At 66.5% G+C, this 23,847-nt stretch carries 23 protein-coding genes; 15 read left to right on the forward strand and 8 right to left on the reverse strand.

The window, feature by feature from the left end:
- The first annotated feature begins 79 nt into the window (after positions 1 to 79).
- The 3 genes from PSK12I2_RS0111190 (at position 80) to glsB (ending at position 3,246) form a co-directional block, all read left to right on the forward strand.
- Positions 80 to 775, forward strand: coding sequence for a response regulator transcription factor (locus PSK12I2_RS0111190; protein WP_081347947.1), 696 nt, complete (start codon positions 80 to 82; stop codon positions 773 to 775).
- Between the two features lie 163 nt (positions 776 to 938).
- Entirely contained in the window at positions 939 to 2,255 is a 1,317-nt protein-coding gene (locus PSK12I2_RS0111195) for an ATP-binding protein (RefSeq protein ID WP_027598456.1), read from the forward strand.
- Between the two features lie 76 nt (positions 2,256 to 2,331).
- Positions 2,332 to 3,246 carry a glutaminase B gene (gene glsB, locus PSK12I2_RS0111200; RefSeq protein ID WP_216352417.1) on the forward strand — a complete coding sequence of 305 codons (915 nt, stop codon included), beginning with the start codon at positions 2,332 to 2,334 and terminating at the stop codon, positions 3,244 to 3,246.
- Here the strand turns inward: glsB and PSK12I2_RS0111205 are convergent.
- From PSK12I2_RS0111205 to PSK12I2_RS0111215, 3 genes are all read right to left on the reverse strand, one after another.
- Positions 3,243 to 4,127 (reverse strand): hypothetical protein, encoded by an 885-nt coding sequence (locus PSK12I2_RS0111205; RefSeq protein WP_027598458.1) that lies wholly within the window; start codon positions 4,125 to 4,127, stop codon positions 3,243 to 3,245. The genes glsB and PSK12I2_RS0111205 overlap by 4 nt on opposite strands.
- Positions 4,128 to 4,209: 82 nt before the next feature.
- On the reverse strand, positions 4,210 to 5,649 hold the full coding sequence (gene cls, locus PSK12I2_RS0111210; RefSeq protein WP_027598459.1) for a cardiolipin synthase: 1,440 nt from the start codon (positions 5,647 to 5,649) through the stop codon (positions 4,210 to 4,212).
- A gap of 28 nt (positions 5,650 to 5,677) precedes the next feature.
- A complete protein-coding gene (locus PSK12I2_RS0111215) occupies positions 5,678 to 6,808 on the reverse strand; it encodes a class I SAM-dependent methyltransferase (protein ID WP_027598460.1) in 1,131 nt (376 codons plus the stop codon).
- Positions 6,809 to 6,880: 72 nt separating this feature from the next.
- Here PSK12I2_RS0111215 and PSK12I2_RS0111220 point away from each other — a divergent pair, with 72 nt between their 5' ends.
- A complete protein-coding gene (locus PSK12I2_RS0111220; RefSeq protein WP_027598461.1) occupies positions 6,881 to 7,657 on the forward strand; it encodes a ferredoxin--NADP reductase in 777 nt (258 codons plus the stop codon).
- 232 nt (positions 7,658 to 7,889) lie between these two features.
- The gene (locus tag PSK12I2_RS0111225) at positions 7,890 to 9,443 is read left to right on the forward strand and encodes a TerC family protein (protein WP_027598462.1); all 1,554 of its coding nucleotides are present in this window, start codon (positions 7,890 to 7,892) and stop codon (positions 9,441 to 9,443) included.
- 153 nt (positions 9,444 to 9,596) lie between these two features.
- Here the strand turns inward: PSK12I2_RS0111225 and mscL are convergent, their stop codons facing one another.
- Entirely contained in the window at positions 9,597 to 10,046 is a 450-nt protein-coding gene (mscL, locus tag PSK12I2_RS23930) for a large-conductance mechanosensitive channel protein MscL (protein WP_042136748.1), read from the reverse strand.
- A 226-nt stretch (positions 10,047 to 10,272) separates the two neighbouring features.
- Between mscL and PSK12I2_RS0111235 the strand changes: the two genes are divergently transcribed.
- From PSK12I2_RS0111235 to PSK12I2_RS0111255, 5 genes are all read left to right on the forward strand, one after another.
- Positions 10,273 to 10,512 carry a YdcH family protein gene (locus tag PSK12I2_RS0111235; RefSeq protein WP_007162691.1) on the forward strand — a complete coding sequence of 80 codons (240 nt, stop codon included), beginning with the start codon at positions 10,273 to 10,275 and terminating at the stop codon, positions 10,510 to 10,512.
- 95 nt (positions 10,513 to 10,607) lie between these two features.
- Positions 10,608 to 10,817 carry a hypothetical protein gene (locus tag PSK12I2_RS0111240; RefSeq protein ID WP_007162690.1) on the forward strand — a complete coding sequence of 70 codons (210 nt, stop codon included), beginning with the start codon at positions 10,608 to 10,610 and terminating at the stop codon, positions 10,815 to 10,817.
- 151 nt (positions 10,818 to 10,968) lie between these two features.
- Entirely contained in the window at positions 10,969 to 11,238 is a 270-nt protein-coding gene (locus PSK12I2_RS0111245; RefSeq protein WP_007162689.1) for a hypothetical protein, read from the forward strand.
- 119 nt (positions 11,239 to 11,357) lie between these two features.
- Complete coding sequence (radA, locus tag PSK12I2_RS0111250; protein WP_027598463.1) at positions 11,358 to 12,719, forward strand: DNA repair protein RadA; 1,362 nt, start codon at positions 11,358 to 11,360, stop codon at positions 12,717 to 12,719.
- An 86-nt stretch (positions 12,720 to 12,805) separates the two neighbouring features.
- Positions 12,806 to 13,516, forward strand: a complete 711-nt coding sequence (locus PSK12I2_RS0111255) for a copper resistance protein B (protein WP_027598464.1) — start codon at positions 12,806 to 12,808, stop codon at positions 13,514 to 13,516.
- A gap of 410 nt (positions 13,517 to 13,926) precedes the next feature.
- Here PSK12I2_RS0111255 and PSK12I2_RS0111260 read toward each other — a convergent pair whose 3' ends face one another.
- From PSK12I2_RS0111260 to PSK12I2_RS0111270, 3 genes are all read right to left on the reverse strand, one after another.
- Entirely contained in the window at positions 13,927 to 14,292 is a 366-nt protein-coding gene (locus tag PSK12I2_RS0111260) for a PilZ domain-containing protein (protein ID WP_027598465.1), read from the reverse strand.
- Between the two features lie 147 nt (positions 14,293 to 14,439).
- Positions 14,440 to 15,078, reverse strand: a complete 639-nt coding sequence (locus tag PSK12I2_RS0111265) for a response regulator transcription factor (RefSeq protein ID WP_007162685.1) — start codon at positions 15,076 to 15,078, stop codon at positions 14,440 to 14,442.
- A complete protein-coding gene (locus PSK12I2_RS0111270) occupies positions 15,075 to 16,448 on the reverse strand; it encodes a cache domain-containing protein (RefSeq protein ID WP_027598466.1) in 1,374 nt (457 codons plus the stop codon). The genes PSK12I2_RS0111265 and PSK12I2_RS0111270 overlap by 4 nt, the downstream gene beginning before the upstream one ends.
- A gap of 165 nt (positions 16,449 to 16,613) precedes the next feature.
- On the opposite strand from PSK12I2_RS0111270, the gene PSK12I2_RS0111275 reads away from it, so the two are divergent.
- The 4 genes from PSK12I2_RS0111275 to PSK12I2_RS0111290 all read left to right on the forward strand — a co-directional run bounded on the left by PSK12I2_RS0111275 (position 16,614) and on the right by PSK12I2_RS0111290 (position 20,330).
- On the forward strand, positions 16,614 to 18,671 hold the full coding sequence (locus tag PSK12I2_RS0111275; RefSeq protein ID WP_027598467.1) for a carbon starvation CstA family protein: 2,058 nt from the start codon (positions 16,614 to 16,616) through the stop codon (positions 18,669 to 18,671).
- Positions 18,672 to 18,683: 12 nt separating this feature from the next.
- Positions 18,684 to 18,887: a YbdD/YjiX family protein gene (locus PSK12I2_RS0111280; RefSeq protein WP_007162682.1), complete on the forward strand. Its 204-nt coding sequence runs from the start codon at positions 18,684 to 18,686 to the stop codon at positions 18,885 to 18,887.
- A gap of 57 nt (positions 18,888 to 18,944) precedes the next feature.
- Positions 18,945 to 19,937: a GTPase gene (yjiA, locus tag PSK12I2_RS0111285; RefSeq protein WP_027598468.1), complete on the forward strand. Its 993-nt coding sequence runs from the start codon at positions 18,945 to 18,947 to the stop codon at positions 19,935 to 19,937.
- Positions 19,938 to 20,150: 213 nt separating this feature from the next.
- A complete protein-coding gene (locus PSK12I2_RS0111290; RefSeq protein WP_027598469.1) occupies positions 20,151 to 20,330 on the forward strand; it encodes a hypothetical protein in 180 nt (59 codons plus the stop codon).
- Between the two features lie 43 nt (positions 20,331 to 20,373).
- On the opposite strand, the gene PSK12I2_RS0111295 is transcribed toward PSK12I2_RS0111290, so the two are convergent.
- Positions 20,374 to 20,850 carry a DciA family protein gene (locus tag PSK12I2_RS0111295; RefSeq protein WP_027598470.1) on the reverse strand — a complete coding sequence of 159 codons (477 nt, stop codon included), beginning with the start codon at positions 20,848 to 20,850 and terminating at the stop codon, positions 20,374 to 20,376.
- A 234-nt stretch (positions 20,851 to 21,084) separates the two neighbouring features.
- Here PSK12I2_RS0111295 and secA point away from each other — a divergent pair, with 234 nt between their 5' ends.
- A complete protein-coding gene (gene secA, locus PSK12I2_RS0111300) occupies positions 21,085 to 23,826 on the forward strand; it encodes a preprotein translocase subunit SecA (RefSeq protein ID WP_027598471.1) in 2,742 nt (913 codons plus the stop codon).
- Positions 23,827 to 23,847: the final 21 nt, after the last annotated feature.

Below are 23,847 nucleotides of genomic sequence, written 5' to 3' on the forward strand. Positions count from 1 at the left end.
TTGTGAAAGAGTGTTAAGCCCCGCGCCCGCCTGCCCGGGGCTCGGCTATGCTCGGCACTTTCCGCCATGAAGGCCTGCCGTGATCCCCTTGCTCATCGTCGAAGACGACACCGCCCTGGCCGAGCTCATCGCCACCTACCTGGGCCGTCAGGGCTATGCCGTGACGGTGATCGGTCGCGGCGACGAAGCCCTGGCCGCGGTGCAGCGCCTGCGCCCGCACCTGGTGGTGCTCGACGTCATGCTGCCGGGGCTGGACGGCCTGCAGGTCTGCCGTCAGCTGCGCGCCGCCCAGCCGAGCCTGCCGATCCTGATGCTCACGGCTCTGGACGACAGCCACGACCAGGTGCTGGGCCTGGAGATCGGCGCCGACGACTACGTCAGCAAGCCCTGCGAACCGCGGGTGCTGCTGGCGCGCATCCGCACCCTGCTGCGCCGCTGCCAGCTGGGTGAGGCACCCGCCGATGACCGCCTCACTATCGGCCAGCTGCGGCTGCTGCCGGGTGAACGCCAGGTCTGGTGGCGCGACCAGCTGGTGGAACTGTCCTCCACCGAATTCAACCTGCTGGCGATCCTCATGCGCCATGCCGGCGAGGTGCTCAGCCGCGACCAGCTGATCCAGCAATTGCGCGGCATCGAATTCAACGGCGTCGACCGCTCGGTGGACGTGGCCATCTCCAAGCTGCGCCGGCGCTTCGAAGAGCACCCCGGCGACGCCCGGCGGATCAAGACCGTCTGGGGCAAGGGCTATCTCCTTTCCCGCGCCGAGTGGGACTAGTGTGGTGTCTCAGAAGTTAACTGCACAATTTTGGCGGCGCTTTTTGCTTCTGAGCGTCGTTGCCCCTCCTCGCCATAGCCCTGCTATGACTCGTCGCGGCGCCTAGCCCATAAGCAAAAATCACTCGCCAATTCTTGCGCGAACTTCTGAGGCACCACACTTGATGCTCAAGATCCTCGTCCGCCTCTACCTCATCCTGCTGGTGACCTATGGCGCCGCCAGCTACCTGGTGCCCGAGGCGCTGCTGCAGGTGTTCTACGAGCGCTACAGTCGCTACACCCTCGAACAACTGCACGGCCCGCTCAGCCTGGTGCAGCGCACCTTCAACCAGGCGCCGCCGGCGCGCTGGCCAGCCCTGCAGGAGGAGTTGGCCGCGGAGCTGGCGCCCATCAGCCTGCGTCTGGTCCCGCTTGAGGATCCAGCCCTCACTCCGGAGGAGCGCGCCGATCTGGCCGCCGGCCAGCGGCGGGTACGCCTGGGCGACTATGGCGAACCCAGCGCGGCCCTGGTGCCGCTGCCGACGGATCAGGTGCTCTGGGTCGGCATCCCCGAGGCGCCCACCGACATCGCCCTGACCTATTGGGCGATGAACGCCTTGATCGGCGCGGCCCTGCTGGTCTGCCTCTATGTCTGGCTGCGACCGCACTGGCGCGACCTGGAGCGGCTGCGGCGTACCGCGGCGCGGCTGGGCAAGGGCCATCTGGGCGAGCGCACGGCCATCTCGCCGCGCTCGGACATCGGCGAGGTGGCGCGGGCCTTCGATGACATGGCCCAGGAACTGGAGGCGCTGATCGTCCAGCAGCGCGACCTGCTCAACGCCGTCTCCCATGAATTGCGCACGCCGCTGTCACGCCTGGAATTCGGCCTGGCGCTGTTGCAGGCCGATCCGCTGCCCGCCGAGACCCACCGTCAGCTGGAACAACTGGTGCGCCACGTCCGCGAACTGGATGCCCTGGTTGACGAATTGCTGTCCTTTGCCCGCCTGCAGAGCAGCCAGCAGCCGCCCGAACGCCTGAGCCTGGAACTCGAAGCCTTTCTCGACAGCGTGCTGGCCGACTTCGCCGAAGAGCAGGAGCGCCGCGGCGTCGTGATGCACCTGGACCTGACGCAGGCGCCCAGGCGGGCCGAACTGGCGCCACGCCTCACCGCCCGCGCCCTGCAGAATCTCGTCGGCAACGCCCTGCGTTATTGCCAGCGCGAGGTCTGGGTAGCGGTCCGTGACGACGGCGACGCGTTGCTGATCGCCGTCGAGGATGACGGCGAGGGGATTCCCGCGGCGGAGCGCGAGCGGGTCTTCGAACCCTTCTATCGCCTGGATCGCAGTCGTGACCGCGCCACCGGCGGCTTCGGCCTGGGCCTGGCCATCAGCCGGCGCGCGGTGGAAAACCAGGGTGGCCGGCTGGACCTGAGCGCCGGTGCCCAGGGTGGCGCTCGATTCGAGATCCGCCTGCCATTGCCGCCGCGCCTGGGGCTCGCCTGAGGCCGCCGTGGCCCCTACACTTGGCGCCCCCGCCCGTTTCGGAATCGTCATGGCAGAGCCCTTCGACCGCCACTCGCTGCAACCCCTGCTCGACCGTATCGCCGCCGCCGCGCCGCGCCATTTCGGCGAAGGCGAGGTGGCCGACTACATCCCGGCCCTGGCCGAGGTGGCGCCGGATCAGTTCGGCATTGCCGTCTGCGACGTCAAGGGCCAGGTGTGGCGCGCCGGGGCGGCCGACACGGCCTTTTCCATCCAGTCCATCTCCAAGGTGCTCAACCTGGTGATCGCCATGCAGCGCCTGGACGAGGCGGATATCTGGACCCGCGTCGGCCGCGAGCCTTCCGGCCATGCCTTCAACTCCATGGCCCAGCTGGAAGAAGAGAAGGGCGTGCCGCGCAATCCCTTCATCAACGCCGGCGCCGTGCAGGTCTGCGAATTGCTGGTGTCGCGCATCATGTCGATCCACTGGATGATGCGCGAACAGGCGCGCCGTCTGGCCGGCAATCCGACGCTCAACTTCGACGACCGCGTGGCCCGCTCGGAGATGGACCACAAGGCGCGCAACGCCGCTCTGGCCTATCTGATGAAGGCCTACGGCAATCTGCACAGCGAGGTCGATGACGTCCTCGACGTCTATTTCCACGGCTGCGCCCTGGCCATGAGCTGCGTCGACGTGGCTCGCGCCTTCGCCTTTCTCGCCAACGGCGGCATCAATCCCCAGGATGGCCAGGCCGTGGTGACGCCCCAGCAGACCCGCCAGCTCAATGCGCTGCTGCTGACCTGCGGCCTCTACGATGCGGCCGGCGACTTCGCCTGGCGCGTCGGCCTGCCGGGCAAGAGCGGGGTAGGGGGCGGCATCGTCGCCATCGTGCCGGGACAGATGAGCATCTGCGTCTGGTCGCCCCGGCTGGACAGCTACGGCAACTCGGTGGCCGGCCTGCGTTCTCTAGAGACCCTGGTGGAAGGGCTGGGCGTGGCGCCGCTCGGCTAGTAGGCCATGGACAGGCTGAGGGTCACCTGGGGCACCACGCCGTCGGTCTCGCCCTCCGGACCGCTCAACTCGCGCAGCGCGCCGTCGCGATAGAGCGCCAGGGCTTCGGCGCGAGCGCTCCAGCGCGTCTCGCCCCAGCGAAAGGGCTGCTCCAGCGCCAGCCCGGTGCGGGCATAGAGGCGATCGCCGGAATCCGGTCCATAGAAGCCGTTCCACCCCACCCCCAGGGCACTGGGGAAACTCAGGCGCAGGCCACTGGCCGAGATGTTCAGTCCGGGTTCCAGGCTGCCCTGGGTATAGAGACCGCTGTCGCCCTGGGTGCGGGTGGTCACCGCCAGCCCCGGACGCCAGGCACCCAGGCCCGACTCGGCCTGGTAGGCCAGGGCCAGGCTGGCTTCCTGAGTGGTCGCGGCAACGTCGTTGGGACTGCTCTTGACCGTGTAGACGAAGCCGACCCTCAGGCCCTCGGCCGGTGACACCACCAGGCCCAGCAGGTTGTTGCTCTCGTACCAGCGCCGCGGGCTGACCCGTTCCTCGCTGGAGGGGCTGTGCAGGCCGTTGCTGCTGCTGAACACCAGCCAGGCATCGGCATTGCCGTTGCTTCCCTGGTGCAGATCCAGGGCGAAGCCCGCCTGCAGGTGCAAGGGGACGCGGTCGAGGCTGGCCGCGTCGTCATCGTAGTTGCCGCGGGAAAAGTCGCCGTTGCGCACGTCCATGCCCAGTTGCGGATGGAAGCGCCCGGAGTTTTCGCTGACCTCCACGCTGCCCAGGGCGGCGTCTTCGCTTTCGATGGACGGCACGCTGCGCGGCGCGGCGGTGGCCTCCAGGGCCAGACAGCCCGCCAGCAGACCGGCGCAACGCAGGGGCGAGGGGCGCGACATGGCGACTCCGGGATGCGCGGGGCGCTCCGGGTGAGGCGCCATGGGGCATCGGACCAGGCCGCCGCCGAGCGGGTTCCAGGCCCTAGAGCACCGGCGAAAACACCCGGGCCACCCGCATGGCCACCCGCCGCCAGCGGCGCAGGGCGGCATTGTCCTCGGGGGTGAGTTCGCGGGAGCGACTGAAGTCCTGCTCCAGCATCTTGCGCACCTCCCAGGCGAAGGGGACGTCCATCACCATCAGCATGACCTCGAAGTTGAGGCGGAAGGAACGGTTGTCCAGGTTGGCGCTGCCCACCGCGGCCACGTCCTCGTCGATCAGCACCACCTTCTGGTGCAGGAAGCCCGGGCCGTAGCGGAACACCCGCACCCCGGCGTGCACCGCTTCGAAGGCATAGAGGTAGGAGGCGGCATAGACCACCTTGTGGTCGGGTCGCGAGGGCAGCAGGATGCGCACGTCCACCCCGCGCAGGGCGGCCAGGCGCAGGGCCGCCGAAACGGCTTCGTCAGGAATGAAGTAGGGCGTGGTGATCCAGACGCGGTGGCGCGCCGAGTGGATGGCCTCGACAAAGAACAGCGAGCAGGTCTCCTGATCGTCCGCCGGCCCGCTGGGCACCACCTGGCAGAGCACGCCGCCTTCTTCGTAGCGTTCCGGCAGCAGCAGGGTGGGCAGCTTTCTGGTCACCCAGTACCAGTCCTGGGCAAAGGTCTCCTGCAGGGTGGCCAGGGCCGGACCGCGCAATTCCAGGTGGGTGTCGCGCCAGGGCGCCAGGGGCGGCTTGAGCCCCATGTATTCGTCGCCGACGTTGAGCCCGCCGGTAAAGCCCACCTCGCCATCGACGATGACGATCTTGCGGTGGTTGCGGAAGTTGACCTGGAACCTGTTGATCAGTCCGCGTCTGTTGCTGAAGCCCTTCACCTCGCAACCGGCTTCGCGCAGCTTTTCCACATAGGCGCGCGGCAGGGCATGGCTGCCGATGGCGTCGTACAGCAGAAAGACCTGGACCCCGGCGCGGGCGCGGTCCAGCAGGGTGTTCTGCAGAGCCAGGCCGAGGGCGTCGTCGTGGATGATGAAGAACTGCACCAGCACCACCTTCTGCGCCCCGCGGATGGCCGCGAGGATGGCGGCGAAGGTCTCCTCGCCGTTGATCAGCAGCCGCACCTGGTTGTTGGCCACGCAGGGCGTGCCGGTGAGGGCGGTCATGGCCTTGAGCTTGCGATTGGCCGCGCTGCACTGCTGGGCGGCCATGGCCTCGGCGATCCAGGGTCGCCAGTCCAGTTCGGCGGCCTGGCGCGCCATCTCCTCGTCGGCCTGGCGCCGCGCCTTCACGTAGCTGTCGAAGCGCCGCCGGCCAAAGACCAGGTAGGGAATCAGGCTGAGGAAGGGCATGAACACCAGCGCCATGGCCCAGGCCATGGCGCCCTGGGCGGTACGCACCGTGATGATGGCGTGGATCGCCGCGCTGATGCCGATCAGTTCGAGGACCAGGGCGATGTAGTGGAGATCGAGGGGCAGGGAAGGCACGCGGGCAGCTCTCGCTCCTGGGTGGATGTCAGAGGGGTTGGACCGCCCTGAGCACCACGAATTTCGGCGTGGCCGCGATCTGTTCGACACGCCTGAACAGCCGCTTGAGCTTGACGTGGTAACCCAGGTGGCGATTGCCCACCAGCCAGAGTTCGCCCTGCTCGGTCAGCGCCGCCCGCGCCTGCTGGAACATGCGCCAGGCGAGGAAGTCGCCCACCACCTGCTGCTGGTGAAAGGGCGGATTGCACAGGATCAGCTCCAGCGACCGCGGCGCCTGGTCGGCCAGGCCATCGGCCGCGCGGATTGCCACCGGTCGCTCGCCGAAGGCCGCGCTCCAGTTCTCGCGCGCCGACTGCACCGCCATGTAGGACTCGTCCACCAGGGTGAATTGCGCCTCCGGATTGGCCAGGGCGCAGGCCAGCGCCAGCACGCCGTTGCCGCAGCCGAGATCGGCCACCCGGGCCTGGCCCAGGCCCTGGGGCAGGTGTGGGAGAAAGGCACGGGTGCCGATGTCCAGGCCCTCGCGGCAGAAGACGTTGGCATGGTTGACCAGGGTCAGTGGCGGCGCATCCAGGCGATAGCGACTCGGGTAGGGCGAGGCCACCGCCGGTCGCGCCTCGGGGGTGGCGAACAGCAACCGCGCCTTCTTTACCGCCAGCGAAGCCTGCACCGGGCCGATATGCCGCTCCAGCAGGTCGCCGGCGGCGCGGGGCAGGTGCTTGAGCATGCCGGCGGCGATCACCCGGGCACCCGGCGCCAGCTGGCCGTGCAGGCGGATCAGTTGCTCTTCCAGCAACGCCAGGGTCTTGGGCACCCGCACCAGCACCAGATCGAAGGGACCGCTGATCGCCTCGCTGGCCGGGACGAAGGTTACCGCCTCGGCGGCGAGGCCGTTGCGCGCCAGGTTGGCCGCCAGCGCCAGGGCCGCCAGGTGCGAGTCGCCACTGGAGGTCACCTGGGCATGAGCGGCGAGACTGGCGGCCAGGGCGCCGAAGCCGTCGTTGAGCACCAGCACCCGGGCGGATGGCGCCAGGCCATCCTCGGCAACCTGTTGCAGCAGGTATTCGTCGGCGGCGTCGAAGGCCTGCAGGGGATCGTCGCGGCGCGGGGGCTGACGGTCGAGTTCGAGGGTGGCGAAGGGCGAGACGAGAGAAGGCATGGTTTCTGTCGGTGTTTATCGGCGGCTCACTGCGGGACAATGGCGCCAAGCAATCGGGAAAAAGAGGCCAGTATGACCGCCACCGAAGACAAGTTCACCCGCGAGACGATCACCGCCGTCTGGCCCTGGAGCGACAACCTCTTCAGCCTGAGGACCACCCGCGATCCGCGCTATCGCTTTCGCGCCGGCCAGTTCGCCCGGCTGGGCGTGCGCAAGGCCGATGGCGACATCGTCTGGCGGGCCTACTCCATGGTCTCGGCACCCCACGACGACTTCCTCGAATTCTTTTCCATCGTGGTGCCGGGTGGCGCCTTCACCAGCGAACTGAGCCGCCTGCGCGAGGGCGACGAACTGCTGGTGGAAAAGCAGCCTTATGGCTATCTCACCCTGGAGCGCTTCGGCGGCGGTCGCGATCTCTGGCTGCTGGCCACCGGCACGGGCCTCGCGCCCTTTCTGTCGATGCTGCAGGAACCCGATACCTGGGAGCGCTTCGAGCGCATCGTGCTGGTCTACAGCGTGCGCGAAGCCCGCGATCTGGCCTACCAGGAGGTCATCCGCGGTTACGGCGAGGTGGAGCACCTCGAAGGCCTCACCGACCGCCTGGTCTATGTTCCCGTGGTTACCCGCGAGGATCACCCCGGCGCCCTGCGTGGCCGCATCACCACCCTGATCGAGAACGGCGAGCTGGAACGCGCCGCCGGCGTCGAACTCTCGCCCGAGCACTCGCGCATCCTCATCTGCGGCAATCCGGAGATGGTCGACGACACCCGCCAGCTGCTCAAGACCCGCGATCTGCAGCTGGCCCTGAGTCGCCGACCCGGGCAGGTGGCGGTGGAAAACTACTGGTAACAGGGGCCACCACCGGCGTCTTTACGTTTTCTTCACAATTGGAAAAGGTTGGGCCTTTAGCTTTGGCCCCGCCTTGCTCTAGGATCGGAATTTCCAAGGCTACTTTCCGAGTCCCGATGAGCAGTGACAGATCCGAGCCGCCCCCGGCCCCCAGGCCAGGTGCGGCTGACACCCCCTACCGTCTTTCTTCCTCCGCGGCCGTTCGGCCCTCTATCGCGGAGGCATCCCGCTAATGGAATGGATCGCCGATCCCACCGCCTGGTTGGGACTCCTCACCCTGATCGTCCTGGAAATCGTCCTGGGCATCGACAACCTGGTGTTCATCGCCATCCTCGCCGACAAGCTGCCGCCCGCGCAGCGTGACAAGGCACGGGTGATCGGCCTGTCGCTGGCGCTGATCATGCGTCTGGGCCTCTTGGCCAGCATCTCCTGGATGGTGACCCTCACCGAGCCGCTGTTCGAGGTCTTCGGCAAGGCCTTCTCCGGCCGTGACCTCATCATGCTGTTCGGCGGTATCTTCCTGCTGTTCAAGGCCACCACCGAGTTGCACGAACGCATCGAGGGCCACACCCACAAGACCGGTGGCAATCGCGCCTATGCGGCCTTCTGGCCGGTGGTCGCGCAGATCGTGGTGCTTGACGCCGTGTTCTCGCTGGACGCCGTCATCACTGCCGTGGGCATGGTCGAGCACCTGAGCGTGATGATGATCGCCGTGATCATCTCCATCGGCCTGATGCTGGTGGCGAGCAAGCCGCTGACCGCCTTCGTCAACGCCCACCCCACGGTGATCATGCTGTGTCTGGGCTTCCTGATGATGATCGGTCTGAGCCTGACCGCCGAAGGCCTGGGCTTCCACATTCCCAAGGGCTACCTCTATGCCGCCATCGGCTTCTCGATCCTCATCGAGCTGGCCAACCAGGTGGTGCGCTGGAAGCGCAAGCGCCAGTTGCACGAGCGGCTCGGCATGCGCGAGCGGACCTCCCAGGCCGTGCTGCGGCTGCTGGGCGGTCGCCTGCGCGAAGACGAGGTGGACGAGGACATCGCCGAGCTGATGGAAGGCGAGAAGGGCGAAGGCCCGGTCTTCGATCGCCGCGAGCGCCTGATGATCAGCGGCGTGCTGCAACTGGGCGAGCGCCCGGTGCGCACGGTGATGACCGCCCGCGCCGACGTCGACATCCTCGATGCCGACGCCGCCCCGGAACGGCTGCGCGAGCAGCTGCTGGCCTCGGCCCACTCGCGCCTGCCGCTGGTGGTCAACGGCAACATCGATGAACCCCTGGGCTATGTGCACAAGAAGGAGCTGTTCGCCGACATCCTGCAAGGCCAGTCGCCGGATCTGCGTGCCCGGGTGCGCACCCCCATCCACCTGCCGGCCCAGGCCACGGTACTGGGCGCCCTGGAACAGCTGCGCGCCGCCTCGACACACGTGGCCTTCGTGGTCAATGAATTCGGTGGTTTCGAAGGCCTGTTGACCCTGACCGACATCCTCGAGGCCATCGCCGGCGAATTGCCGGACGCCAGCGAGGAGAGCCTGCCGGAATTGGAAAAGGTGGAGAACGGCTATCGCGCCAGCGGCGGCCTGAACCTGCATCCCCTGGCCCAGCGCACCGGTTTCCAGATCGCCGAAAACGAGGACTACCAGACCCTCGGCGGCCTGGTGGTGGACCTGCTGGGACGCCTGCCGGTGGCCGGTGATCGCCTGGAATACCAGGGCTGGCAGTTGACCGTGGAATCGGTCAAGGATCGGCGGATCGGCTGGATCCGCCTGGAGCGGCCCGCCTCCTAGCGAGGCGGGCGTTCTGTAAGCCTGTTCAAAGGCTGCGAGCTAGAGTCAAACAAGGCGAAAATGGCTGAGGAAGCGGAGTTTACAAGTGGTAAATGAGCATTCCGAAGCCATTTTCAACGCAGGTTGGCTGACGCGCAGCCGCTTTTGAAAGGCTTACAGCGGGTTGACCGGCGGTTCCTGCTTCACCACGGGAACCTCGGTCGCCTTGCTGTTCTGCTCCTTGAGCAGGTCGCGGATCTCGGTCAGCAGCACCTGGTCCTTGGTCGGACCGGCCGGGGCGGCATCCTGGTGCAGGCGCAGGCGGTTGAGCACCTTGATCGCCATGAAGATGGCGAAGGCGATGATCACGAAGTCGAAGATGGTCTGCAGGAACTTGCCGTAGGACATGACCACGGCTGGCTGGTCACCCACGGCGGCCCTCAGGGTGATCGCCAGTTGCGAGAAATCCACACCCCCCAGCAACAGACCCAGCGGCGGCGTGATGATGTCGGCCACGAAGGACGACACGATCTTGCCGAAAGCCGCGCCCAGGATGATGCCGACCGCCAGGTCGACCACGTTGCCTCTCATGGCGAATTTCTTGAACTCGGCAATGATGCTCATGCTGCACTCCTTTGGATGGTTTCGAAGAGACGATAGACGATTGTGCTCGCTTCGCTCGGGTTTGGAACCCTGCTAACGGTCTCCAGGTTCCCCGGAAGCGGCAAATCGCCGCGCGATCGGCAACTGGTCGCGGCTGTCGCACTTTGTCGAAGGGGCCGGGTCCACCCTTGTACGCCGAGGGCTGCAACCCTCGCGACCTCCACCTCTCGTCCCCAAGGAGCCCCTGATGGTTGCCAAACACGACCTGCACAAAGACTTTCCCGAGTACGCCGAGCAGCTGGACAGCCGTCCCCAGACCGATGCGGCCTTCGCCAAGCTGCTGGAAGACTATGCCAAGCTCGACCAGCAGATCCTCGACCTGGAGGAAGTGGAAGAATCCAGTGGCGACGAGGAACTGGGTCGCCTGCGTCGCGAGCGCGTCCTGCTCAAGGACAAGATCGCTCAGCAGCTGAAATACCCGTCCTAGCCGTACCGGGCTCGGCGCCGGTCGTCGAGCTTCGATTATCGCGATTGGCAAAGGCCGCTGGCGTTGCCATCATGGCTTCCTTTGGAGAGGAGCCGATGACCGACGAAGTGGCGATGTACCAGCAGTGGCACCTGTGGATCACCGAGGCGGCCGTGGAAGCCCAGCGCCGTCGCGTGCAGCTCGAATTCGCCGAATACAGCCGGCTGCTGGCCGACCTGCAACTGCTCGAACAGCAGCGCTGGCAACAGGCGTTGCCCGTCTGGTTGCGTGGCGAGGCAGAAATGGTATCGACGCTCAAGCACTAGCGGCTGATCGGCGAACCTCCCCCGGCAGAGCCTGATGACAGCGCGATGAACGACCAGCGGTGCCCGGCGGTCAATGGGTTACCCCAGGCTACTTTCACGGGGTGAGCGAGGTTTATCCGGCCTACCTGGCCCTCTCAACGAGGATGTCCCCATGAAGCGTACCGCCCTGATCGCCCTGATGATGTTTGCCGCCGCCCCCGTATTCGCCAAGGATCTGTGCGCGGTCCAGCTGCAGAAGCTGGACGATGCCAGCAAGATGAAGACCAACATGATCGGCCCGGGCAGTTCCCAGGCCCAGCAGATCGCCGAATTCCGCAAGAATGCCATGGCTGCCCAGAAAGCCGGTGACGAGAAGAAGTGCATCGCGCAGGCCAACCAGGCCCTGACCATGCTGCGTCAGCCGGGTGGCGAGGGCAACTAAGGCCCAAGCCTGCCGTTCGAGAAAAGGCGCGCTCCCCCGCGGGAGTGCGCCTTTTTACTGTCTATGCATCCAGTCGTGTTATGCTGGGCGTCTTCCCTTCTCGACTGGAGAATTCCGCCATGGCCAAGGCCAAGCGTCTCTACGGCTGCACCGAATGCGGCGCCACCTTTCCCAAGTGGGCGGGCCAGTGCGGCGAGTGCGGCGCCTGGAACACCCTGGTGGAAACCGTCGTCGAGACCTCCGCTGTCCCTTCCGGACGCGCCGGCTGGGCCGGAGCCCAGGCGACCATCAAGACCCTGGCCGAGGTCAGCGTCGAGGAAACCCCGCGCTTCACCACCGATTCCACCGAACTCGACCGGGTGCTGGGTGGCGGCCTGGTGGATGGCTCCGTGGTGCTGATCGGCGGCGATCCCGGCATCGGCAAGTCCACCATCCTGCTGCAGACCCTCTGCCACCTGGCCGCGCGCATGCCGGCGCTCTATGTCACCGGCGAGGAGTCCCAGCAGCAGGTGGCCATGCGTGCCCGCCGCCTGGGCCTGCCGGAAGACAAGCTCAAGGTCATGACCGAGACCTGCATCGAGTCCATCGTCGCCACCGCCCGCCAGGAAAAGCCGCGGGTCATGGTGATCGACTCCATCCAGACCATCTTCACCGAGCAGCTGCAGTCCGCGCCCGGCGGCGTGGCCCAGGTACGCGAGAGCGCGGCGCTGCTGGTGCGGTTCGCCAAGCAGACCGGCACCGCCATCTTCCTGGTCGGCCACGTCACCAAGGAAGGCGCCCTGGCCGGACCGCGGGTGCTGGAGCACATGGTCGACACCGTGCTCTATTTCGAGGGCGAATCCGACGGCCGCCTGCGCATGCTGAGAGCGGTCAAGAACCGCTTTGGCGCGGTCAACGAACTGGGCGTGTTCGGCATGACCGACAAGGGCCTCAAGGAGGTCTCCAACCCTTCGGCGATCTTTCTCAACCGGGCGCAGGAGGCGGTGGCCGGCAGCGTGGTCATGGCGACCTGGGAAGGCTCGCGGCCCATGCTGGTGGAGGTGCAGGCACTGGTGGACACCAGTCACCTGGCCAATCCGCGGCGGGTCACCGTGGGCCTGGACCAGAATCGCCTGGCCATGCTGCTGGCGGTGCTGCACCGCCATGGCAGCATTCCCACCTACGATCAGGACGTCTTCATCAACGTGGTCGGCGGGGTCAAGGTGCTGGAGACGGCGGTGGACCTGGCGCTGATGTCGGCGGTAATCTCCAGCCTGAGGGACCGCGCCCTGCCGCACGACCTGCTGGTGTTCGGCGAGATCGGCCTGTCTGGTGAGATCCGCCCGGTGCCCAGTGGCCAGGAACGGCTCAAGGAGGCGGCCAAGCACGGCTTCAAGCGGGCCATCGTGCCCAAGGGCAATGCGCCCAAGGACCCGCCACCCGGCTTGCAGGTGGTCGCGGTGACGCGTCTGGAGCAGGCGCTGGATGCCCTGTTCGAATAGCCCTTGGCGGCTTTTGTAATATTTTTTAAAACTCTCGGCGGGGCAGGGTGGTCTATCAGGCGCTTCCATGACCCTGGATACCCGCCATGTCTCGTCTGCTCCCGCTTTCCGTATTCCTTGCCGGCTTCGCTACCAGTGCCCTGGTCCAGGCCGCCGATCCCAGCAGCTCCGCGCCGGCCAGTCTGGAGGTGGATCAGCTGGAGTGGCAGCATGCCGACGAAGGCAGCGTCTTCAACTGGGATCTGGAAGGCTGGGCCCTGGGCGGCGGCGCCAATCGCCTGGATTTCCGCAGCCAGGGCGAGCGCACCAACGGCCACACCGAGCAGGCCGAGGTGCAGGCGCTCTGGGGGCACGCCCTGGCCAAGGGCTGGGGCAGCGTGGCCGGCTTCCGCCAGGATTTCAAACCCGGCTCGCCGCAGACCTGGGCCGCCCTGGGCATCCAGGAACACGATCCCGAGGATCTCGACATCGAGATCACCGCCTTCTTCGGCGAAAACAGCCAGACCGCCCTGCGTCTGGAAGCCGAATACGACTGGGCCCTGACCCAGCGGCTGATCCTCCAGCCCCATACCGAACTCAATTTCTACGGCCGCAACGACGAGTCCCGCGGCCAGGGCGCCGGTTTCGCCGAAAGCGAAGCCGGGCTGCGCCTGAGATACCAGGTGACCCCGGAGGTCGCGCCCTATGTCGGGGTGTCCTGGAACGCCACCCACGGCAACACCGCCGCCATGGCGCGGGAAGAGGGCGAAGACACCCACGACGCCCGCCTGGTGGTGGGTCTGCACCTGGAGTTCTAGGCCCGGTCCTACGGAAGACTTCGCCCTTCGCTTCGGACAGGCGCCCTCGCTCAGGTGGTAGGCAGAGGTGACCTGGCTGTTCTATCGCGGCCACGGGCCACTCCTGCAGCGCTTTCCGTGTACCTGTAGGAGCGATCGCTAAGTCGCACCAACATGGCCGCGATAGAGATCAGGCAGAGCAGTAACGTGGAAACGGCGCAGCCTTTTCCACTGGGCCTTCGCGGCGAGGGACACCCTCACCCCAACCCTCTCCCGAGGGGAGAGGGGGCTATCCGTGCAGGTGTTCATCTCCATCGGCTTCAGGATCGCGATCAGCTGTCTGTCTACACCTGTAGGAGCGCCCCGTGACCGCGATAAGCCGCAATCAGCACAGACGATAAAGCGCTAGCCAGTACCGTCGACCCCAAGACCTAAGGCGTACCCAGTGCCGCCAACTCGCGTTCCAGCAGGGTTTCGTCGCCCAGGTTCAGCTCCACCAGGCGGCGCAGGTGGCTGATGGAATCCAGATCGATCTGGCGGCAGGCGAAGGCCAGCTGCTCCGCGGTTTCCCGAACCAGCTCCACGTCCATGCTCACCTGGGCCTCGTCGTTCAGCAGGATGCGCAGCTGATAGGTCGCGCTCGGCTGGGCCGACCAGTCGGCAGGCCGCGCCAGCAGCACGCCCTTGAGCGAGATGTCGTCCACGGGCGCTGCCCACTGGCGCTCACCCTGGTGCAACTGGGCAGGGGCATCGAAGGTGAAGCGGGTAAAGCGGCGACGCTCGTTGGTGTCGTTCATGGAAGGGCTTCCTGAGGTTTCCTGATCACTGTAGACGACCGTGGCCGTCCCGTATCGACTGCGCCTGGCAGGGTAGCCGGCGGCGGCCGCTGGGGCCAGGACGAGAGGGCTCATTGGTCGCCAGGGGGGGAGCAGCGGCCCAATTCGTCAGACGTTGGAGGTGCCCTCCGGGCGCCAGCCGTACTCGCGCGCATGGCGGACCAGATCGGCCGGCTTCTGGATGTCCAGCTTGCGGCGGATGCTCAGGCGGTGGGTTTCCACCGTGCGCACGCTGAGTCCCAGCTGCTGGGCCATGGTCTTGTTGTTGAGGCCCTGGGCCATGAGCAGCAGCACCTGGCGCTCCCGCGGGGTGAGGTCGCCGTCACTGGCGCCCCCTTCGCCCAGGCGGGCGGCGATGGCGCTGCTGTAGAAGCGCCCACCGACCGCCAGGGCTTCCACCGCGGCGATGATCTCCTCGGACGGCGCATCCTTGAGCACATAGCCGGCCGCGCCGACCCGCAAAGAGGTGCTCACGTATTCGCGATTGTCGTACATGCTCAGGATCAGCACCCGGGCGCGCGGGGCGCGTTCGGCGATCAGGGCGGTCAGCTCCAGGCCGTTGATGTCCTTGAGGCCGATGTCCACCAGCAGGATGTCCGGATCGAGCCGCGCCAGCAGGTCGAGGGCTTCCGCACCACTGCCGGCCTCGCCGACCACGACGAAGCGCTCGATGGTGCCCAGCAGCGCCCGCACCCCGGCGCGGACCAGGGCATGGTCGTCGACCAGGAGGATGCGGATGGGCGTCATGTCGGGCTTTCCTCGTCGGCCGGGAGGTCCGAGCGTAGCAGAACCACGTCCAGGGTCGTGCCGCCGGGGCCGGACTGGATGGCGCAGCGACCGCCGAACAGCTCCACCCGCTCGCGGATGTTGCGCAGGCCGATGCCGCCGCTGAGATGTTCCACCTGGCCGGTATCGAAGCCCCGACCGTCGTCGTGCACGGTCAGGCAGATCCAGCGCCCGCGCCGCTGCAGGTCGATGACGACCTTGCGCGCCGCTGCGTGGCGCTCGATGTTGGTCAGGGCCTCCTGGACGATGCGGAACAGGGCGACGTCCATGTCGCCGCCGGCGGTGCTGTCGTCCAGGGTCTGCCGATAGTCCACGTCCAGGCCGCTGCGCTGGCGGAATTCCTCCACCAGCTGCCCGAGCGCCGCGGGCAGGCCGAGGGTATCCAGCAGCGAAGGGTGCAGGTCGTGGGAGATGCGGCGAATCTCGCCGATGGCGGCGGCCAGGCGCTGGGTGCCTTCGCGCAGGGTCTCGCCGGCGCTGGGCTTGCCGGTCCCCAGTTCGCGGCTGGCCAGTTCGAACTGGAACTTGATGGACACCAGCAGCTGGCTGATGCCGTCGTGCAACTCGCGCGACAGCCGCGATCTTTCCTCTTCCTGGGAGGTGATGAGTCTCTGGGTCAGCTGCTTGAGCTTGCGATCGGCCAGGCGGTGCTCGCTGACGTTGAGCGTCAGGCCGCCGGCGAACACCAGCAGCACCGCCACCAGGGCCACCCCGGCGCTGGCCAGCAGGGTGGTGCGGATGCCAGCGGCCACGTCGTGGCGCACCTGGGCGAGGGCGGCGTCCACGTCGTCCAGATAGAGGCCGGTGCCCAGCACCCAGCCCCAGCGCTGCAGCTGGGTCACGTAGGCGAGCTTTTCCGCCATCTGGCCGCTGGAGGGCTTCTGCCAGCCATAGCGCTGGAAGCCGTCGCCCTGGCTGGCACTGCGCAGCAGCGCCTGGATCACCAGCAGGCCGTTGGCGTCGGTGAGTTGCCAGAGATCCTGGCCGACCAGCTCGGGCTGGCGCGGATGCATGAGATTGCGGCCATGCTGGTCGTAGACGAAGAAGTAGCCGTCGCTGCCGAAATTCAGGCTGGCCAGCAGCGCCAGTACCCTGGCCTTGGTCTCCTCGTCGTCGCGACCGCTGCCGTACAGCGGCTGGATGGCACTGACGCCCATCTCCACATAGTTGCGCAGCTCGGTCTTCTTGCTGCCGAGGATGCTGTGTTCGAGCAGCCGTGCCTGCTGCTCGCCCAGGCGCTGGCTCTGTTCCAGCACCACCAGGCAGACCGCGGCCACCGCCAGCAGCAAAGGCAGCAGTCCGAGGGCGACCATCTTGTATTTGAGCTGCATCGGCACCTGTCCGGGCTGGCGGCTACGTAGAACTACGTAGCGGGCCTTGGGTAGTTCTGCGAATTTCGCTGTTGCGTCGAGCCGCCGATAGTAATATGGCTCCGCTGTGGGCTCTCACAATAACAAGTATCGCCGCGGCCACCGGTGCGCGGCAGGAGAACAAGCATGACCCGAATGGCCAGCCATCTTGCCTGGTTCGCCGTTGCCGTACTGGGCGCCTTCGCGCTGGGTACCGTGGCGCTGAGTCGAGGCGAAGCGATCAACGCCCTCTGGATCGTGGTCGCCGCCGTGGCGATCTACCTCGTTGCCTACCGCTACTACAGCCTGTTCATCGCCACCAAGGTGATGGGCCTGGACGCCAAAAGAGCCACGCCCGCCGTGCTCAACAACGACGGCCTGGACTACGTCCCCACCAACAAGCACATCCTCTTCGGCCACCACTTCGCCGCCATCGCCGGCGCCGGTCCGCTGGTGGGCCCGGTGCTCGCCGCCCAGATGGGCTATCTGCCCGGCACCCTCTGGCTGATCGCCGGGGTGGTCTTTGCCGGCGCGGTGCAGGACTTCATGATCCTGTTCCTCTCCACCCGCCGCAACGGCCGCTCCCTGGGCGACATGGTGCGCGAGGAGATGGGGCGCATCCCCGGCACCATCGCCCTGTTCGGCTGCTTCCTGATCATGATCATCATCCTCGCGGTGCTGGCGCTGATCGTGGTCAAGGCCCTGGCCGAGAGCCCCTGGGGCATGTTCACCGTGATCGCCACCCTGCCGATCGCCATGTTCATGGGCGTCTACATGAGATACATCCGCCCCGGGCGCATCGGCGAGATCTCGCTGATCGGCGTGGTGCTGCTGCTGGCCTCCATCTGGGTGGGTGGCGTGGTCGCCGCCGATCCGGTCTGGGGCCCGGCCTTCACCTTCACCGGCGTGCAGATCACCTGGATGCTGATCGGCTACGGCTTCGTCGCCGCCGTGCTGCCGGTCTGGCTGGTGCTGGCCCCGCGTGACTACCTGTCCACCTTCCTCAAGATTGGCACCATCATCGCCCTGGCCATCGGCATCCTGGTGACCATGCCGATGCTGAAGATGCCGGCTCTGACCCAGTTCGTCGACGGCACCGGTCCGGTGTGGAAGGGCACCCTGTTCCCCTTCCTGTTCATCACCATCGCCTGCGGCGCGGTGTCCGGCTTCCATGCCCTGATCAGCTCGGGCACCACCCCCAAGCTGATCGCCAAGGAAACCCATGCCCGCTACATCGGCTACGGCGCCATGCTGATGGAGTCCTTTGTCGCCATCATGGCCATGGTCGCCGCCTCGGTGATCGAGCCGGGCGTCTACTTCGCCATGAACAGCCCGGCCGCCGTGGTCGGCGCCGACGTGGTGTCGGTGGCCGCCAAGATCAGCACCTGGGGCTTCGTGGTGACGCCCGAGATGCTGCAGGCCACCGCCACCGAGATCGGCGAGCACACCATCCTGGCCCGTGCCGGTGGTGCGCCGACCCTGGCGGTGGGCATCGCCCAGATCATGCACAACGTGCTGCCGGGCGAGAACACCATGGCCTTCTGGTACCACTTCGCCATCCTGTTCGAGGCGCTGTTCATCCTGACTGCGGTGGACGCCGGCACCCGCGCCGGACGCTTCATGCTGCAGGACCTGCTGGGCAGCTTCGTACCGGCGCTGAAGCGCACCGACTCCTGGACCGCCAACGTCATCGGCACCGCCGGTTGCGTCGCCCTCTGGGGCTGGCTGCTGTACCAGGGCGTGGTCGATCCGCTGGGCGGCATCAACACCCTCTGGCCGTTGTTCGGCATCTCCAACCAGATGCTCGCCGGTATCGCCCTGATGCTGGGCTCGGTGGTGCTGATCAAGATGAAGCGCCAGCGCTACGTCTGGGTGACCCTGGTGCCGGCGGTGTGGCTGCTGATCTGCACCACCACCGCCAGCCTGATCAAGCTGTTCGATTCCAATCCGGCGGTCGGCTTCCTGGCCCTGGCCAAAAAGTACAGTACCGCCATGGCCCAGGGCCAGGTGATCGCCCCGGCCAAGAGCATGGAGCAGATGCAGCACATCGTCTTCAACGCCTACACCAACGCCACCCTCTCGGTGCTGTTCCTGGTGGTGGTGATGAGCATCCTGTTCTTTTCCATCAAGGTCGGTCGCGCCGCCCTGGCCAAGCCCGAGCGCAGCGATCGCGAGACCCCGTTCCAGCCGGCCGCGGGCGTTTAAAGGAGAATCCCTATGTTCAATGACCTGGGTCGCATGGGTAAGTACCTGGGGCAGGCCGCCAAGATGCTGGTGGGCATGCCCGACTACGACACCTATGTCGAGCACATGCGCGGCAAGCACCCGGACCAGCCGGTGATGAGCTACGAAGCCTTCTTCCGCGAGCGCCAGGAAGCGCGTTACGGTGGCGGCAAGTCCGGCGCCATACGTTGCTGCTGACCCAGGGTCTCCTCCAGGCCGGGCCTCGAGCCCGGCCTCTTTCTGTCTGGAGTTGCCATGCACGAACCCATCCCCGTCACCGTCCTGACCGGCTTTCTCGGCGCCGGCAAGACCACCTTGCTCAAGCACATCCTGCAGGCCGAGCACGGCCTCAGGATCGCCGTGATCGAAAACGAATTCAGCGCCCTCGACGTCGACGGCGAATTGCTGGAAGACGCTGGCGCCGTACAACTGATGAAGGTCGCCAACGGCTGCGTCTGCTGCACCGGCAGCAAGGACCTGGCCTATGCCCTGACCGTGCTGCTGGAGCGGCTGGACAGCGGCGAACTGGATTTCGAGCGCCTGGTAGTGGAATGCACCGGTCTCGCCGATCCCGGTCCGGTGGCCCAGACCTTCTTTACCGACGACCTCCTGCGCGAACGCTATCTGCTCGACGGGGTGCTGACCCTGGTGGACGCCGTCCATGCCAGCGAGCAGCTGAGCGATCCGCTGCTGCAGGCGCAGATCGGGTTCGCCGATCGCCTGCTGCTGACCAAGCTCGACCTGGCCGAGCCGGCCGCCGTCGAAGCGCTGGAAAATCGCCTGCAACGCATCAACCGCCGCGCCCCCATCCGTCATGTCGACCATGGGCGCATCGAGCTGGCCGAATTGCTGGATATCCGCGGCTTCAACCTGCACGACGAGGACCTGGCAGCGCCGACCCTGTTCCGCCCGCTACGGCCGGTCGCGGAGGCCGTCAGCCTCACCGAACGCATCCAGTCCATCGCCATCCGCGAGCCGCGCCCCTTCGACCAGGCCAAGATCAGCGGCGTGATGGAGATGCTGCTCGATACCCTCGGCTGCGACCTGCTGCGCTACAAGGGGCTGCTCAACATCGCCGGCGAGGATCGCCGCCTGCTGTTCCAGGGCGTGCAGCAGATCTATGCCGCCGACTGGGAGCGCGACTGGCTGCCGGACGAGGCGCGCGAGAGTCGCGTCGTGCTGATCGGCATGGACCTGCCGGAAGAGCGCATCCGCGCCGCCTTCGAGCGGGCGGTGGCACGCGCCTGAGGCGGGCTGGACATCCAGCAACGTATTCCGGGACGGGCAGGAATACTCAGGGCGGCCAGGCGGACAACTGCAGGCTGCCTTCGACAAGGGCTTCAGGCGGCGCCCCAGCGCAGTGCCTGCCCCGTTAATGCGGTGTTAAGGGCTACCAGGTTAATAACGCCGGACGGGGCATAAGGCCACGGAACGAAGTATCCCTAAGCGAGGACTCCCTGCATGCTCCTGCTATGGCAAGCCTTGGCCACCGGTGGCCTGATGATGCCGGGCTCGTTGCTGGTCGAGCTCTGGTTGCCGCACCAGGAGACGCGCGCGCGACGCTGGTGGCGACGGATTGCCTATTCCTGTCTGGGCGGTCTGGCCGGCATCGCCGGGCGGCTGTTGGTGGGCTGGTCCTAGGCCTCTGCCGAAAAAAAGCTAACGCCCAACCGCGCTCCTTGCCCTAGGCGTCGCTGTCCGCAGCAGGCGCCTTGGGCGCTGCGCGGCTGGCCAGGCGTTCCAGGGCCGCCTTGAGCCCTGGGTCGCGGATACCGGCAGCCACTTCCCTGAGACTCTCGGCGCCCACCTGGCTGACCTGGCGCGGCGGTCTGGGTCGGGTGGCGACGCCCGGGCTGGGCTGCATCTTGAATTGCAGACGCAGGAGGCCGGCGAATTCCGGCGCCTGCTGCAGCAGTCTGAGCAGGCGGCGCTGCTGATAGCGCAGCCGCGTCGCCCAGTGGGCATCGTTGACCACCAGCAGCAGAGTGCCCTCGCGCCAGCTGGCCACCCGGCAGTGGGGGCGGGCAGCCGGTTGCAGCTGTTCTTCCAGCAACTGTTGCAGGCGCCCCAGTCGCTCGGCTTCGCGAAACAGCGACTTGAGCGGTTTGGCCTGGCGCAGCAGGGCAGCGGGAGCGACGGCGGAGAGAGGGCGAAAGGCCATGCGCAGGACTCGCGATGGGCGAAGAGAAGACGCCGATGGTAACAGATCGCTCTGGCGTCCTGGCGGCTGGGGGCCCGTCGTTCTTTCCTCATCGGCATTTCCGAGTAGAATGCCCGATTACCATCGCGGGACACCGCGGGTCTCAACCCCCGCGCCCAGGCGTCTGGCCAGGCTCTGCAGAGGCCTTGCCGCCCGTTTCGCTCCCCTCATTCCAGCGGAAGAATTCCAGTCGATATGTTTGCGCCTTTGTTGAAGAAATTCTTTGGAAGCAAGAACGAACGAGATGTCAAACGCCTAGGCAAGGTCGTGGTGGCCACCAATGCGTTGGAATCCCAGATTGCCTCCTTGAGCGACGAGCAACTGCGCGCCAAGACCGAGGAATTCAAGCAGCGCGTGGCCAAGGGCGAGTCCCTCGATGCCCTGATGCCGGAAGCCTTCGCCGTGGTCCGCGAGGCCGGCAAGCGCGTCATGGGCATGCGCCACTTCGACGTCCAGCTGATCGGTGGCGCGGCGCTGCACGAAGGCAAGATCGCCGAGATGCGCACCGGTGAGGGCAAGACCCTGGTGGGTACCCTGCCGGTCTACCTCAATGCGCTGTCCGGCAAGGGCGTCCACGTGGTCACGGTGAACGACTACCTGGCCCGCCGCGACGCCAACTGGATGCGGCCACTGTACGAATTCCTCGGCCTGTCGGTGGGCATCATCCTGCCGTTCCAGCCGCCGGAAGAGAAACGCGCCGCCTACGCCTCGGACATCACCTACGGTACCAACAACGAATTCGGCTTCGACTACCTGCGCGACAACATGGCCTTCAGCATGGCCGAGAAGTACCAGCGCGAGCTGAACTTCGCGGTGGTCGACGAGGTGGACTCCATCCTCATCGACGAAGCCCGGACCCCGCTGATCATCTCCGGTCAGGCCGAAGACAGCTCCGAGCTCTATCAGAAGATCAACCAGCTGATCCCGCGTCTGCAGCAGCACATCGAGGAAGAGGAAGGCAATCCGACCCAGGTCGGCCACTACACCATCGATGAAAAGACCCGCCAGGTGGAGATCACCGAGCTGGGTCACCAGTACATCGAGGAGATGCTCACCGAGGCCGGGCTGCTGGCCGAGGGCGAGAGCCTCTACTCGGCGCACAACCTGGGCCTGCTGACCCACGTGTTCGCCGGTCTGCGCGCCCACACCCTGTTCCATCGCAACGTCGAGTACATCGTCCAGCAGGACCAGGTGCTGCTGATCGACGAGCACACCGGCCGGACCATGCCGGGTCGCCGCCTTTCCGAAGGCCTACACCAGGCCATCGAGGCCAAGGAGGGACTGCCGATCCAGCCCGAGAGCCAGACCCTGGCCTCGACCACCTTCCAGAACTACTTCCGCCTCTACAACAAGCTCGGTGGCATGACCGGCACCGCCGACACCGAGGCCTTCGAATTCCGCCAGATCTACAACCTCGACGTGCTGGTCATCCCGACCCACCGCGAGATCGCCCGTAAGGACTTCAACGACCTGGTCTACCTGACCCAGGCCGAGAAGTACCAGGCCATCATCGAGGACGTGAAGCAGTGCCAGGCCGAAGGCCGCCCGGTGCTGGTGGGTACCGCCTCCATCGAGAGCTCCGAGTACGTCGACCAGCTGCTGACCCAGGCCGGCATCGAGCACAAGGTGCTCAACGCCAAGTACCACGAACGCGAAGCCGAGATCATCGCCCAGGCCGGGCGTCCGGGCGCCGTGACCATCGCCACCAACATGGCCGGTCGCGGTACCGACATCCTGCTCGGCGGCAACTGGGAAGTGGAAGTCGCGGCCCTGGAGAATCCTTCCGAGGAGCAGATCGCCGCGATCAAGGCCGCCTGGCAGGCGCGCCACAAGCAGGTCATCGACGCCGGCGGCCTGCACGTGATCGCCTCCGAACGCCACGAATCCCGCCGGATCGACAACCAGCTGCGCGGCCGTGCCGGTCGCCAGGGCGACCCGGGTTCCAGCCGCTTCTACCTGTCGCTGGAAGACAGCCTGATGCGCATCTTCGCCTCCGACCGGGTGAAGAACTTCATGAAGGCCCTGGGCATGCAGGGCGGCGAGGCCATCGAGCACCGCATGGTCACCAACGCCATCGAAAAGGCGCAGCGCAAGGTCGAAGGCCGCAACTTCGACATCCGCAAGCAGTTGCTGGAATACGATGACGTGGCCAACGAGCAGCGCAAGGTGATCTATCACATGCGCGATACCCTGCTGGCCAACGAAGACGTCGGCGACACCATCAAGGGCTTCCGCGAGGAAACTCTGACCCAGGTGATCAACGAGCACATCCCCCCGCAATCGCTGCCCGAGCAGTGGGACATCCCCGGCCTGGAAGCCGAGCTGTACAGCGTCTTCGGCCTGCAACTGCCCATCGGCCAGTGGCTGGACGAAGACGACAAGCTGTACGAGGACACCCTGCGGGTGAAGATCCTCGAGCAGCTCGAAGCCGCCTACATGGAAAAGGAAGACCTCGCCGGTCGCGAGGCCCTGCGCAACTTCGAGAAGCAGATGCTGCTGCGGGTGGTCGACGACCTCTGGAAGGACCACCTCACCACCATGGACCACCTGCGCCACGGTATCCATCTGCGCGGCTACGCCCAGAAGAACCCCAAGCAGGAATACAAGCGCGAGTCCTTCACCCTGTTCCAGGAGCTGCTGGACAGCATCAAGCGCGACACCATCCGCGTCCTGTCCCACGTCCAGGTGCGTCGCGAGGATCCGGCCGAGGAAGAGGAGCGCATGCGCCGCGAGGCCGAGGCCATGGCCGAGCGCATGCAGTTCCAGCACGCCGAGGCGCCTTCGCTGGTCGATCCCGAGGTGCTCGAGGACGAGCAGGGCGAAGACACCGTGGTGCCCTTGCAGCCCCAGCGCAATGACCAGAAGATCGGTCGCAACGAGCCGTGCCCCTGTGGTTCCGGCAAGAAGTACAAGCAGTGCCACGGCAAGCTCGATTGAGGGCCTGCCCAGGCAGTCGAG

The organism is Pseudomonas sp. MOIL14HWK12:I2, assembly GCF_000510745.1.
GTDB lineage: Bacteria > Pseudomonadota > Gammaproteobacteria > Pseudomonadales > Pseudomonadaceae > Chryseomonas > Chryseomonas oryzihabitans.